The sequence below is a fragment of the Pseudomonas fluorescens Q2-87 genome (assembly GCF_000281895.1).
Classification (GTDB): domain Bacteria; phylum Pseudomonadota; class Gammaproteobacteria; order Pseudomonadales; family Pseudomonadaceae; genus Aquipseudomonas; species Aquipseudomonas fluorescens_S.
This window is the reverse complement of sequence record NZ_CM001558.1, coordinates 4,962,947-4,974,955: the sequence shown is the minus strand read 5'-3', so window position 1 is coordinate 4,974,955 and position 12,009 is coordinate 4,962,947. Positions and strand designations below refer to the sequence as shown.

Sequence of the window (12,009 nt, the reverse complement as noted above, 5' to 3'; positions counted from 1 at the left end):
ATTCACTACATGAGAATGAGTCATGGCCCTCGACATTCACGCTCACCGCATCCTGATCCTCGACTTTGGTTCCCAGTACACCCAACTGATCGCCCGCCGCGTGCGTGAAATCGGCGTGTATTGCGAATTGCATCCGTTCGACATGGATGACGAAGCGATTCGCGAATTCGCGCCTAAAGGCGTCATCCTCGCCGGCGGCCCTGAGTCCGTGCACGAAGCCAACAGCCCGCGTTGCCCACAAGCCGTGTTCGACCTGGGCGTGCCGGTCTTCGGTATCTGCTACGGCATGCAGACCATGGCTGAACAGCTGGGCGGCAAGGTCGAAGGCTCCGAACTGCGTGAGTTCGGTTATGCCCGCGTTGATGTCGTCGGCAAGAGCCGTCTGCTGGACGGTATCGAAGACCACATCGACGCTGACGGCCTGTTCGGCCTCGACGTGTGGATGAGCCACGGTGACAAGGTCACCAAGATGCCGGAAGACTTCCACATCCTGGCCAGCACCCCAAGCTGCCCGATTGCCGGGATGTTCAGTGATGAACGTCGCTACTACGGCGTGCAGTTCCACCCTGAAGTGACCCACACCAAGCAGGGCGGCCGCATCCTGTCGCGCTTCATCCTCGACATCTGCCAGTGCGAAGCCCTGTGGACCCCGTCGAAAATCGCTGAAGACGCCATCGCCCAGGTACGCGCCCAGGTTGGCACCGACAACGTGCTGCTGGGCCTGTCCGGTGGCGTGGACTCCTCGGTGGTCGCTGCGCTGCTGCACAAGGCCATCGGCGATCAGCTGACCTGCGTCTTCGTCGACAACGGCCTGCTGCGCTTGCACGAAGGCGAGCAAGTAATGGCCATGTTCGCCGAGAACATGGGCGTCAAAGTGATCCGGGCCAACGCCGAAGAGCAGTTCCTGAACAACCTGGCCGGCGAGTCCGACCCAGAGAAGAAACGCAAGATCATCGGCCGTACCTTCATCGACGTGTTCGATGCCGAATCCTGCAAGCTGGACAACATCAAATACCTGGCCCAGGGCACGATCTACCCAGACGTGATCGAGTCGGCCGGTGCCAAGAGCGGCAAGGCCCACGTGATCAAGTCCCACCACAACGTGGGTGGCCTGCCGGAAGAAATGAACCTCAAGCTGGTCGAGCCGCTGCGCGAACTGTTCAAGGACGAGGTTCGCCGCCTCGGCCTTGAGCTGGGCCTGCCGTATGACATGGTCTACCGTCACCCATTCCCAGGCCCGGGCCTGGGCGTGCGGATCCTCGGTGAAGTGAAAAAGGAATACGCCGACCTGCTGCGTCGCGCCGACCACATCTTCATCGAAGAACTGCGCAAGGCCGACTGGTACCACAAGGTCAGCCAGGCGTTCGTCGTCTTCCAACCGGTGAAATCCGTCGGCGTGGTCGGCGATGGCCGTCGCTACGCCTGGGTCGTGGCCCTGCGCGCCGTGGAAACCATCGACTTCATGACCGCTCGCTGGGCGCACCTGCCGTACGAGCTGCTGGAGACCGTATCCGGGCGCATCATCAACGAAATCGAAGGCATCTCCCGCGTCACGTATGACGTGTCGAGCAAGCCGCCGGCGACGATTGAGTGGGAATGATCCAGGCCTGAAAATCGGGACCGCTGACGGTCGTTATTGGCTCCGGCGCCTGCCTTGATCAAAAGCCCTGTGGATAACCCCCACAGGGCTTTTTTCATTTTTGCTGGCCAATTCCAAGCTCCATCAGACCTCCAACCGCAATGGCATACCGTGACAGTGATGGGAAGAGTGGTGCCGTCACCTTTCGCTACGATTACCCGCCTTGAGGCGCACCAGGACGGGCTTATCATCGGCGCAACCCTATGGGCATTTCACCGGCATGGTTAACGGAGATTTGTCACGTGCCAATCAATTTCGCCTTTTTGAGACGCTGCCGGGTTCGGCTGCTCGAAAGGAGGGTTGGTTGTCATTTGACAACTCTGCGGGTCATGCGAATACTGGAGTTCACGGATGATTCGTCCAACGCACCCGAAGAAAGAAATCGAAGAAGTGCTCAGGCATGCCGAAGGGCACGGATGGCGCATTGTGGTAGGTGGCGGCCACGCATGGGGACGGGTTTATTGCCCGTACAAAGATGTGGAGTGCCGTTGTGGTGAGTTCTGCATCACATCGATATGGAGCACCCCGAAAAGCCCTGGCAACCACGCGCGAGCGTTGCGACGCGTTGTAGACAACTGCTCGACGCATCGCAATCGGCGCGATGCGGATTACGATGCTAAGGAATAGAACAATGGAATTTACCTTTACGTTGAAATATCAGCTCGCTGACGATGGCGATGCCATGGCTGAACTGGTCGAACGGCTGGGCGAAGCGGGCTGCGACGATGCCTTGGTAGGCACCGGGCAGCCGGGACGACTGGCGCTTGAGTTCACTCGGGATGCTCCCGATGCGGTTAAGGCCGTGCTTAGCGCTTTGGCCGATGTCCGGCGCGCGGTGCCGTCGGCCAGATTGATCGAGGTCGCTCCTGATCTGGTTGGGCTGACCGACGTAGCGGAGATCGTAGGCGTATCTCGGCAGAACATGCGCAAGTTGATGTTGGCACATCCAGGCAGCTTTCCGACGCCCGTGCATGAGGGGAGTGCATCGATTTGGCACTTGGCAGACGTTTTGACTTGGCTGCAGGCCAGGGGTAGCTATTCGCTCACCAAAAGCGTGTTGGATGTGGCCCGGGTGGCCTTGCAGGTCAACATTGCGAAAGAAGGCCGACGCTTCCCTGACATGGCCCTCAAAGAGCTGGACGCTTTGGTTGGGTAACATTCACTGAGTGGAATTCCGACAATATGGACGTGCCAAGCTATGGGCGAGCCTGGGCGAGGAAAACCTGGTTTCGTTCGGAGGGGGTAGTAAGGGCTTTAGCCAATACCGTCAAGTCGACTGGCGGTTCCGGTTGATAGCGTATATCTCTGGAAAGCCTCCTATACTCACTGGCGCCCGGCTACGGCGATCATCACGCCGCAAATAGGAGCCTGCCATGAACGACACCCAACGACTCGCCGCCTTGCGTATTGTTTTGATCGTCGTAGGCCTGATCGCCGTGCTTGCAATCTGGCCGCTGATGATTCTGTGGCCGTCCGGCTGGGCTTGGCACAGCGGTCATTCCCAGTATCCGCTGATGATCGTCGGCATCTACGCGACACTCGGCGTGTTCCTGCTGATGGCGTCGCGCGATCCGATGAAACATTTGAGCCTGATCTGGTTCACCGTGTGGTCGAGCATCGTGCACGGTGTGATCATGGCTGTGCAGTCCTTTGGCGTCGAGATGGACGGGACGAGTCATGTTGGCCATCTGGTGGGCGATGTGCCTGCGTTGTTTGTCGTGGCGGCAGCGTTGGCGTTCTTCACGCCGCGGCGCAGTCAGGCGTAACCCGCGGATGGAACTGATTCCGCCGAGACGCTTGGATGTGCACAAAAAGGCCCTGTGGATAACTTCCCCAGGGCTTTTTCATTTTGTTTTTTTCATTTTCGCTGGCCTTACTGTTTCTCATCTGCGGGTGTATCGTATTCGCCTTTTGCGGGCCCAACGGTTCGCCGCGGATTCAATAGGTGGTTGCGTCATGTCTTTTACCCGTCGCCAAATACTCGGTGGCCTGGCTGGTCTTGTTGTCGTGGGTGTCGGGGCGGGGGGCGCGTCGCGGTATTGGTTGGGGAAAATGGCCGACTCCAACGCCGGTCATGACTACCAATTGATCGCCGCGCCGCTGGACGTCGAGTTGGTGGCCGGGCACAAGACCCAGGCCTGGGCATTCGGCCCGTCGGCGCCTGGGACCGAGCTGCGGGTGCGCCAGGGTGAGTGGTTGCGGGTACGCTTCATCAATCATCTGCCGGTTGCCACCACCATTCACTGGCACGGGATCCGTTTGCCGCTGGAAATGGACGGCGTGCCGTATGTCTCGCAATTGCCAGTGTTGCCAGGCGAGTATTTCGATTACAAATTCCGCGTGCCGGACGCCGGCAGCTATTGGTACCACCCTCACGTCAACAGCAGTGAAGAACTCGGGCGTGGCCTCGTGGGGCCGCTGATCGTCGAGGAGCGCGAGCCCACCGGCTTCAAATACGAGCAGACCCTGAGCCTCAAGAGCTGGCATGTGGACGAGCAAGGCCAGTTCGTGGAGTTCAGTATCCCCCGTGAAGCGGCCCGTGGCGGTACGGCCGGGCGGCTGGCGACCATCAACGGTGTACCGGAGGCGGTGATCGACTTGCCGGCCGGGCAGATCACCCGGGTGCGCCTGCTCAACCTGGACAACACGTTGACCTATCGTCTCAACATTCCAGGCGTCGAAGCGCAGATCTATGCGCTGGACGGCAACCCCATCGAGCCGCGTCCGCTGGGCAAGGAATACTGGTTGGGCCCGGGGATGCGCATTTGCCTGGCGATCAAGGCCCCACCCGCCGGCGAGGAGCTGTCGCTGCGCAACGGTCCGGTGCGCCTGGGGACCCTGCGTTCGGTGCCTAACAGTGATGCACCGAGCCCATGGCCGCCGGCGCTGCCGCCCAATCCGGTGTCCGAGCCGGACCTGGCCAATGCCGAGAAGCTCAACTTCAATTTCGAATGGGTCGGTTCGGTGTCGGTCAATGTCGATAACGGCAAGCCGCCGAGCCTGTGGCAGATCAATGGCAAAGCCTGGGACATCACCGACAAGACCTGCGCCGACCGGCCAATCGCTACGCTGAAGAAAGGCCAGAGCTACATTTTTGAATTGAAGAACATGACCCAGTACCAGCATCCGATCCACTTGCACGGCATGAGCTTCAAGGTGATCGCGTCGAACCGGCATAAAGTCGTGCCGTATTTCACCGACACCTACCTGCTGGGCAAGAATGAGCGCGCGCAGGTGGCATTGGTGGCAGATAATCCTGGGGTATGGATGTTCCATTGCCATGTGATCGACCACATGGAAACCGGCCTGATGGCCGCCATCGAGGTGGCGTGATGCGCCAGATTCGTCCCGCGCGGATCATCGACCGCAGCCGTGACCAGGATTTCATGCGCGAGGCATTGGCCCTTGCCGCACAAGGCGCCGCCTTGGGCGAAGTACCGGTGGGCGCGGTGCTGGTGCAGGACGGCGAGATCATCGGACGCGGCTTCAACTGCCCGATCAGCGGCCACGACCCCAGCGCCCATGCGGAAATGGTCGCTATCCGCGCCGCCGCCCAGGCCGTGAGCAACTATCGCCTGCCCGGCAGCACTCTTTATGTGACGCTGGAACCCTGCAGCATGTGCGCCGGCCTCATCGTCCATTCGCGCATCGCCCGTGTGGTTTACGGTGCCCTGGAGCCAAAGGCCGGCATTGTGCAGAGCCAGGGCGATTTTTTCAGCCAGGGGTTCCTGAATCATCGAGTGATATTCGAGGGTGGGGTGTTGGCCGAGGAGTGCAGCGCGATGCTGAGTGAGTTCTTCAAGGCCCGAAGAGCCAAATCCGCAGACTAAACATTGAGGCCTTGTGGGAGCGCTTGGGCTATTTATTTGCGCGCCACAATCACCGCCCGCATCGGCGCGGGCAGTCCTTCGATGGTTTTGCTGTGGTCGTCGGGGTCGAGGAAGTCGCTGAGCGACTGATATTTCATCCACTCGGTGCTGCGCTGTTCTTCCACGGTGGTGAGGCTTACGTCCACGCAACGCACATCGCTGAACCCGGCGCGGCGCAGCCAGCGTTCCAGGGCTGGGACCGAGGGCAGGAACCAGACGTTGCGCATCTGCGCATAACGATCCTCTGGTACCAGTACCTGATTTTCGTCACCTTCGATCACCAGGGTTTCCAGCACCAGTTCGCCGCCCTTGACCAGGCAATCCTTGAGCGCCAGCAAATGCTCGATCGGTGAACGGCGGTGGTAAAACACGCCCATGGAGAACACCGTGTCGAACCCTTCCAGCTCTGCTGGCAAGGCCTCGAACGGAAACGGCAAGTGCCAGGCGTTGGGCTGCGCGAGGTAGCGTTGTACCGCCTGGAACTGGCAGAAGAACAGCCAGTTCGGATCGACGCCAATCACGGTGTCGGCCCCGGCGCCGAGCATCCGCCACATGTAATAGCCATTGCCACAGCCCACATCGAGAATGCGCTTGCCCTTGAGATCCAGATGGGGCGCCACGCGCGACCATTTCCAATCCGAGCGCCACTCAGTGTCCACATGCACGCCAAACAGGTCGAACGGCCCTTTGCGCCATGGCGACAGGCCCATCAACGCGGCGCGCATTTGCGCCCGGTTTTCGTCGGAACAATCGGTGTCGAGCGTCAGGCCGTCCAGCAGATCGACTTCGCTCGGTTGCAGCACCGGCAGCGCATCGAGCGCGCTTTGCCAGCGCTCCAGGTCGCCATGACCCTTTTCCATTTTGCTGTCGAGTTGCGCCTGTAGCGTCGTGGCCCAATCGGCCAACGGTGTGCCGGCCAAATGGCGGGCGAGGGGAGACAGATCGATCATGGCAGGGCAATCAACGAGGCGAAGTTAAGACACTGGAACCACGGCACGACTTTCGAGAACCCGGCGGCCAGCAGGCGTTCGCGATGTTCTTCGAGACTGTCAGGCTTCATGACGTTTTCGATGGCGCTGCGTTTCTGGGCAATTTCCAGTTCGCTGTAGCCGTTGGCGCGCTTGAATGCCACGTGCAGTTCGGTGAGCAACGCGTGCTCCTGGGCATCGTTGAAGCGCAGCTTCTCCGAAAGAATCAGCGCGCCGCCCGGCAACAGGGCCTGACGGATACGGCTCAACAGTGCGGTGCGCTGGTCCGGTGCGATGAATTGCAAGGTGAAATTCAGCGCCACCACCGAGGCCGGCTGGAAAGTCAGGGCGAGGATGTCGCCTTCGATGACTTCCACGGGGAGCAATTCCTGGAACATCGAGTCCTGGCCGTTGAGGTATTCCCGGCAGCGCTCGACCATGGCCGCCGAGTTATCCACAGCGATTACGCGGCAGCCGTCGCTGCGCACATGGCGACGCAGCGCCTGGGTCACAGCGCCCAGGGACGACCCCAGGTCGTAGAGCACGCTGTTGGGCTGGGCGAATTGCGCAGCGAGCACTCCGAGGTTCTCGACAATGGTCGGGTAGCCCGGCACCGAACGCTTGATCATGTCCGGAAACACCCGCACCACGTCCTCATTGAAGGCAAAGTCAGGCACTTGGGCCAGGGGTTGGGCGAATAGGCGATCGGGCTCTTTGCTCACGGCGGTTCCAGCGGCATGGGTGGTGAAAAGGCCGGCATTTTAACCAAAAAACCTGTGGGAGCGAGCCTGCTCGCGATTGCGATGGTTCAGCCCGACGTAATGGTGCGCCAGCGGGAAATTCGAGGACAGTCAATCCGACATTTAATCCACCGAAATGGCGCAATCGAAGGTTTCCACTGGTGGCACTTCCGGTGCCCAGGGCTGTTGATAGGTGAGGCGCAGGCGGCCGGTGCCGGCGGCAAACGCCTGGAAGCGCCAGGTCGAGACCCCGGCGGCACCGACGATACCGGCGTCTTCCGGGTTGCGGTATACCTCTGGTCCCAAGCCTTTCAACACGCCTCCCGCTGAATCCTGGATCGCCCAGCGATAACCGGTGGTGGGGTTGCTGGGTAAGCTCAGGATCAGATTTTGCCCATTATTGAGCCGTACCGGGCACTGGCTGAGTTTTTCCACGGTCACGTTGTGTTTCGGTTGCGTGGCGCAAGCGCTCAGCAGCGCGAGGCTGAAGGGGACGAGCAGGCGGGTGAGGGACATACGGGCTCCGGCATTCACGACGAACGGCGAGCATAACCGAAGATGCTACTGGGTGTGTCAGATGGGCAGGCGTTGACGCTAAGAACGCCATCGCGAGCAGGCTCGCTCCCACGGGGTTGGTGTGGATCACACATTCTGTGGAACGACACAAATCCACTGTGGGAGCGAGCCTGCTCGCGATGAGGCCCGTCCAGACGCTACGGGATGATCAGAACAACACCTTGGCCACATCCGCAAAGCGCTTGGCAAAATGCACCGTCACGCCTTCCTTGAGGTAGTCCGGCAGTTCTTCGAAGTTGCCCCGGTTGGCTTCCGGCAGGATCAGTTCGTTGATTTTCTGCCGCCGCGCCGCGATGACTTTCTCCCGCACCCCACCAATTGGCAGGACATGCCCGGTAAGGGTCAGTTCGCCGGTCATGGCCACGCCTTTTTTCGGCGGCTGGTTGCGCGCAAGGGACAGCAAGGCGCTGGCCATGGTGACCCCGGCGCTCGGGCCGTCCTTGGGCGTGGCGCCTTCCGGTACGTGAAGGTGAACGAACGCCTCGTCAAAGAACTTCGGGTCGCCGCCAAACTGCTTCAGGTGCGAGCTGACGTAGCTGTGGGCGATCTCCGCCGACTCCTTCATCACTTCGCCCAGTTGGCCGGTCAGCTTGAAGCCGCGGTTGAGGGTGTGGATGCGTGTCGCTTCGATCGGCAAGGTCGCGCCACCCATGCTGGTCCAGGCCAGGCCGGTAATCACCCCGACGCCGGACAGCACTTGCTCGTTGCGGAACACCGGTTTGCCCAGGGAAGCCTCGAGGTCCTTGGGGCCAAGCTTGATCACCGCTTTCGGCTCGTCGATCAGCTTCATCACCGCCTTGCGCACCAGTTTGCCGAGCTGTTTCTCCAGTTGTCGCACGCCGGCCTCACGGGCGTAACCGTCGATCAGTGCCTTGAGGGCGCTGTCGTTGATGGTCAGGCTGCCTTTGGACACGCCGGCCTTGGCCAGTTGCTTGGGCCATAAGTGACGCTTGGCGATGGCGACTTTTTCTTCGGTGATATAGCCCGACAGGCGAATCACTTCCATCCGGTCCAGCAATGGGCCGGGAATAGAGTCCAGGGTGTTGGCGGTGCAGACGAAGAGCACTTTCGACAGATCCAGGCGCAGGTCCAGGTAATGATCGAGAAACTCGACGTTCTGTTCCGGGTCGAGGGTCTCCAGCAGTGCCGAAGCCGGGTCGCCCTGGTAGCTCTGGCCCATCTTGTCGATCTCGTCGAGCATGATCACCGGGTTCATGACCTCGACATCCTTGAGCGCCTGCACCAACTTGCCCGGCTGCGCGCCGATGTAGGTGCGCCGGTGGCCCTTGATCTCGGCTTCGTCGCGCATGCCGCCGACGCTGAATCGGTAGAACGGCCGCCCCAGGGATTCGGCGATGGACTTGCCGACGCTGGTCTTGCCCACGCCCGACGGCCCCACCAGCAGCACGATGGAGCCGCTGATCTCGCCTTTATAGGCGCCGACGGCAAGGAATTCGAGGATACGGTCCTTGATGTCGTCCAACCCGGCGTGGTGTTGATCGAGCACCTTGCGCGCATGCTTGAGGTCAAGTTTGTCCTGGCCATACACGCCCCACGGCACCGAGGTCGCCCAATCCAGATAATTGCGGGTGACGGCGTATTCCGGCGAGCCGGTTTCCAGGATCGACAGCTTGTTCATTTCCTCTTCGATGCGTTTCTGCGCCTGGGACGACAGCACCTTGCCTTCCAGGCGCTGCTCGAACTGTTCGAGATCGGCGCTGCGGTCGTCCTTGGTCAGCCCCAGTTCCTGCTGGATGACCTTGAGTTGCTCCTTGAGGAAGAATTGGCGCTGATGTTCGCCAATCTTGTTGTTGACCTCGGCAGAAATCTCTTTTTGCAGGCGCGCGACTTCGACTTCCTTACGCAGCATCGGCAGGACTTTTTCCATGCGCTTGAGCATCGGGACGCAGTCGAGCACTTCCTGCAACTCGCTGCCGGTGGCAGAAGTGAGTGCAGCGGCAAAATCGGTCAGCGGCGATGGATCGTTGGGGCTGAAGCGGTTGAGGTAGTTCTTCAGCTCTTCGCTGTACAGCGGATTGAGTGGCAGCAGTTCCTTGATCGCATTGATCAACGCCATGCCGTAGGCCTTGACCTCATCGGTCGGTTCGCTCGGCTGGTGCGGGTATTCGACTTCCACCAGGTACGGAGGGCGATGGTGCTTGAGCCAGGTGCGGATCCGCACGCGGGTCAGGCCCTGGGCGACGAATTGCAGCTTGCCGCCTTCGCGGCTGGCGTGATGGACCTTGACCAGCGTGCCGTACAGCGGCAGCGCCGAGGTATCGAAATGACGCGGGTCTTCCTGGGGCGTGTCCATGAAAAACAGCGCCAGGGAATGGTGTTCGGACTTGGCCACCAGTTCCAGGGTTTCGGCCCACGGTTCTTCATTGACGATAACCGGCAGCACTTGGGCCGGGAAGAACGGGCGGTTGTGGATGGGGATGATGTAGACCTTGTCCGGCAGGTTCTGGCCGGGCAGGGCCAGGCCGGTGCCGGAGGAGGTGTGTTCGATGTGTTCGGAGTCAGCGTAATCGTTCGTGGCTTCAGTAGAGTGCTGGTCGCTCATGGGGCACCTGCGCAATGGAGTATGGGTCTTAGATGGGGCAGGTGGGGGGTGGTTTCAATGGGGGGCGTTGTTAGCTGGTGTTTCATGGATCGGCGTTCAGGCGCCCGACAGGTTTGATCGGGCCTGTCGCCAGGCCCGATCAATGTTCAGGCGACCCTGTTCAGGTCGTTGTGGCGTGTTTCTTTCAGGCAGAGTACCGCAATGACGCTGAGCAGCGCGGCTGCCGATACGTAGCCGCCGACGTAGCCCAAGCCGCCCATGGCCACCAGCTTCTGGGCGAAGAACGGCGCGGCCGAGGCACCGACGATACCGCCCAGGTTATAGGCTGCCGAAGCACCGGTATAACGTACATGGGTTGGAAACAGCTCTGGTAGCAAGGCGCCCATGGGGGCGAAGGTCACGCCCATCAGGAACAGCTCGATGCACAGGAACAGCGCCACACTGGTGGTCGAACCCTGTGTCAGTAGAGGCTCCATGGCGAAACCGGAGGCAATCGCCAGCACGCCTCCGGTGATCAGCACCGGTTTACGTCCGAAGCGGTCGCTCGCCCAGGCTGACAGGGGTGTGGCGGCGGCCATGAACAACACGGCAAAGCACAGCAGGGCCAAAAACGTCTCGCGGCTGTAGCCGAGGGTGGACACCCCGTAGCTCAGGGAAAACACTGTCGAAATGTAGAACAGCGCGTAACACACCACCATCGCCGCTGCGCCCAGCAAGGTCGGTGCCCAGTACTGGCTGAACAGCTCGACCAACGGCACCTTCACCCGCTCCTGACGGGCCATGGCGTTGGCGAACACCGGCGTTTCGTGGAGCTTGAGCCTTACATAAAGGCCGACAATCACCAGCACGGCGCTCAGCAGGAACGGAATCCGCCAGCCCCATGAGCGAAATTGCTCGTCGTCCAGGGTCATGGCCAGGGTCAGGAACAGCCCGTTGGCCGCCAAGAAACCGATGGAAGGACCCAGTTGCGGGAACATGCCGAACCAGGCGCGCTTGCCTTTGGGCGCGTTCTCGGTGGCGAGCAGCGCCGCTCCGCCCCATTCTCCACCGAGCCCCAGGCCTTGGCCGAAACGCAGCAGGCACAAGAGGATCGGCGCCCAGGCGCCAATACTGGCGTAGCCCGGCAGCACGCCGATGAGGGTGGTGCACACGCCCATCAGTAACAGGGATGCTACCAACGTGGATTTGCGCCCGATCCGGTCACCGAAATGACCGAACAACGCAGAACCCAGCGGGCGAGCGAGAAAAGCGATGCCGAACGTCAGAAAGGACGACAGCATCTGCGCCGTTCCCGAGGTTTGGGGAAAGAACACCGGCCCGATCACCAGGGCGGCAGCCGTGGCATAGACGTAGAAGTCGTAGAACTCGATGGCGGTGCCGATGAAACTCGCGGTCGCCACGCGGGTGGCGGAGTTGGTCGGCTGGGCAGGCACAGCGTCGTTGTAGGTGGTGGTTGTCATGCGGTTATCCCTGACAGTCAATGTGCTCCGTTGGAGCGAATTATTATGGTCGAACACCCAGGGATGTGGGTCGGTGTCCTGTCGCTGTTTCAGGTAGGAACAGTCGCAGGCCTGAGGCGGATTTTGCCGGTGGTCTGGCCGGAACCGGCTGAGTGCGGGGTAAGCACAGGGTTCGGGCGGGGCTGGATAAGCGG

At 60.9% G+C, this 12,009-nt stretch carries 11 protein-coding genes; 6 read left to right on the top strand and 5 right to left on the bottom strand.

Annotated features, from left to right (window positions below; genetic code table 11):
• Positions 1 to 22 precede the first annotated feature (22 nt).
• The 6 genes from guaA to tadA all read left to right on the top strand — a co-directional run bounded on the left by guaA (position 23) and on the right by tadA (position 5,469).
• The gene (gene guaA / locus PFLQ2_RS05945) at positions 23 to 1,600 is read left to right on the top strand and encodes a glutamine-hydrolyzing GMP synthase (protein ID WP_003185099.1); all 1,578 of its coding nucleotides are present in this window, start codon (positions 23 to 25) and stop codon (positions 1,598 to 1,600) included.
• A gap of 390 nt (positions 1,601 to 1,990) precedes the next feature.
• Positions 1,991 to 2,266: a hypothetical protein gene (locus PFLQ2_RS30715; protein ID WP_083455192.1), complete on the top strand. Its 276-nt coding sequence runs from the start codon at positions 1,991 to 1,993 to the stop codon at positions 2,264 to 2,266.
• Between the two features lie 4 nt (positions 2,267 to 2,270).
• Entirely contained in the window at positions 2,271 to 2,795 is a 525-nt protein-coding gene (locus PFLQ2_RS05950) for a helix-turn-helix transcriptional regulator (RefSeq protein ID WP_003185097.1), read from the top strand.
• A 217-nt stretch (positions 2,796 to 3,012) separates the two neighbouring features.
• Complete coding sequence (locus PFLQ2_RS05955; protein WP_003185096.1) at positions 3,013 to 3,405, top strand: DUF6632 domain-containing protein; 393 nt, start codon at positions 3,013 to 3,015, stop codon at positions 3,403 to 3,405.
• Between the two features lie 190 nt (positions 3,406 to 3,595).
• Positions 3,596 to 4,972: a multicopper oxidase family protein gene (locus PFLQ2_RS05960; protein ID WP_003185095.1), complete on the top strand. Its 1,377-nt coding sequence runs from the start codon at positions 3,596 to 3,598 to the stop codon at positions 4,970 to 4,972.
• Positions 4,972 to 5,469 carry a tRNA adenosine(34) deaminase TadA gene (gene tadA / locus PFLQ2_RS05965; RefSeq protein WP_003185093.1) on the top strand — a complete coding sequence of 166 codons (498 nt, stop codon included), beginning with the start codon at positions 4,972 to 4,974 and terminating at the stop codon, positions 5,467 to 5,469. The genes PFLQ2_RS05960 and tadA overlap by 1 nt, the downstream gene beginning before the upstream one ends.
• A gap of 32 nt (positions 5,470 to 5,501) precedes the next feature.
• Here tadA and cmoB read toward each other — a convergent pair whose 3' ends face one another.
• The 5 genes from cmoB to PFLQ2_RS05990 form a co-directional block, all read right to left on the bottom strand.
• Positions 5,502 to 6,458, bottom strand: coding sequence for a tRNA 5-methoxyuridine(34)/uridine 5-oxyacetic acid(34) synthase CmoB (cmoB, locus tag PFLQ2_RS05970; RefSeq protein WP_003185091.1), 957 nt, complete (start codon positions 6,456 to 6,458; stop codon positions 5,502 to 5,504).
• Complete coding sequence (gene cmoA, locus PFLQ2_RS05975) at positions 6,455 to 7,198, bottom strand: carboxy-S-adenosyl-L-methionine synthase CmoA (RefSeq protein ID WP_003185087.1); 744 nt, start codon at positions 7,196 to 7,198, stop codon at positions 6,455 to 6,457. The genes cmoB and cmoA overlap by 4 nt, the downstream gene beginning before the upstream one ends.
• 141 nt (positions 7,199 to 7,339) lie before the next feature.
• Positions 7,340 to 7,732 (bottom strand): protease inhibitor I42 family protein, encoded by a 393-nt coding sequence (locus tag PFLQ2_RS05980; RefSeq protein ID WP_003185085.1) that lies wholly within the window; start codon positions 7,730 to 7,732, stop codon positions 7,340 to 7,342.
• 208 nt (positions 7,733 to 7,940) lie between these two features.
• Positions 7,941 to 10,355 carry an endopeptidase La gene (gene lon, locus PFLQ2_RS05985; RefSeq protein ID WP_003185083.1) on the bottom strand — a complete coding sequence of 805 codons (2,415 nt, stop codon included), beginning with the start codon at positions 10,353 to 10,355 and terminating at the stop codon, positions 7,941 to 7,943.
• Between the two features lie 146 nt (positions 10,356 to 10,501).
• On the bottom strand, positions 10,502 to 11,815 hold the full coding sequence (locus PFLQ2_RS05990; RefSeq protein WP_003185081.1) for an MFS transporter: 1,314 nt from the start codon (positions 11,813 to 11,815) through the stop codon (positions 10,502 to 10,504).
• Positions 11,816 to 12,009: the final 194 nt, after the last annotated feature.

Bases quoted from the DNA above. Each gene is read 5' to 3' on its own strand.
- cmoB (WP_003185091.1), bottom strand. From the start codon at position 6,458: ATGATCGATCTGTCTCCCCTCGCCCGCCATTTGGCCGGCACACCGTTG.
- tadA (WP_003185093.1), top strand. From the start codon at position 4,972: ATGCGCCAGATTCGTCCCGCGCGGATCATCGACCGCAGCCGTGACCAG.
- PFLQ2_RS05955 (WP_003185096.1), top strand. From the start codon at position 3,013: ATGAACGACACCCAACGACTCGCCGCCTTGCGTATTGTTTTGATCGTC.
- guaA (WP_003185099.1), top strand. From the start codon at position 23: ATGGCCCTCGACATTCACGCTCACCGCATCCTGATCCTCGACTTTGGT.
- PFLQ2_RS05990 (WP_003185081.1), bottom strand. From the start codon at position 11,815: ATGACAACCACCACCTACAACGACGCTGTGCCTGCCCAGCCGACCAAC.
- PFLQ2_RS05960 (WP_003185095.1), top strand. From the start codon at position 3,596: ATGTCTTTTACCCGTCGCCAAATACTCGGTGGCCTGGCTGGTCTTGTT.
- PFLQ2_RS05980 (WP_003185085.1), bottom strand. From the start codon at position 7,732: ATGTCCCTCACCCGCCTGCTCGTCCCCTTCAGCCTCGCGCTGCTGAGC.
- lon (WP_003185083.1), bottom strand. From the start codon at position 10,355: ATGAGCGACCAGCACTCTACTGAAGCCACGAACGATTACGCTGACTCC.
- PFLQ2_RS05950 (WP_003185097.1), top strand. From the start codon at position 2,271: ATGGAATTTACCTTTACGTTGAAATATCAGCTCGCTGACGATGGCGAT.
- PFLQ2_RS30715 (WP_083455192.1), top strand. From the start codon at position 1,991: ATGATTCGTCCAACGCACCCGAAGAAAGAAATCGAAGAAGTGCTCAGG.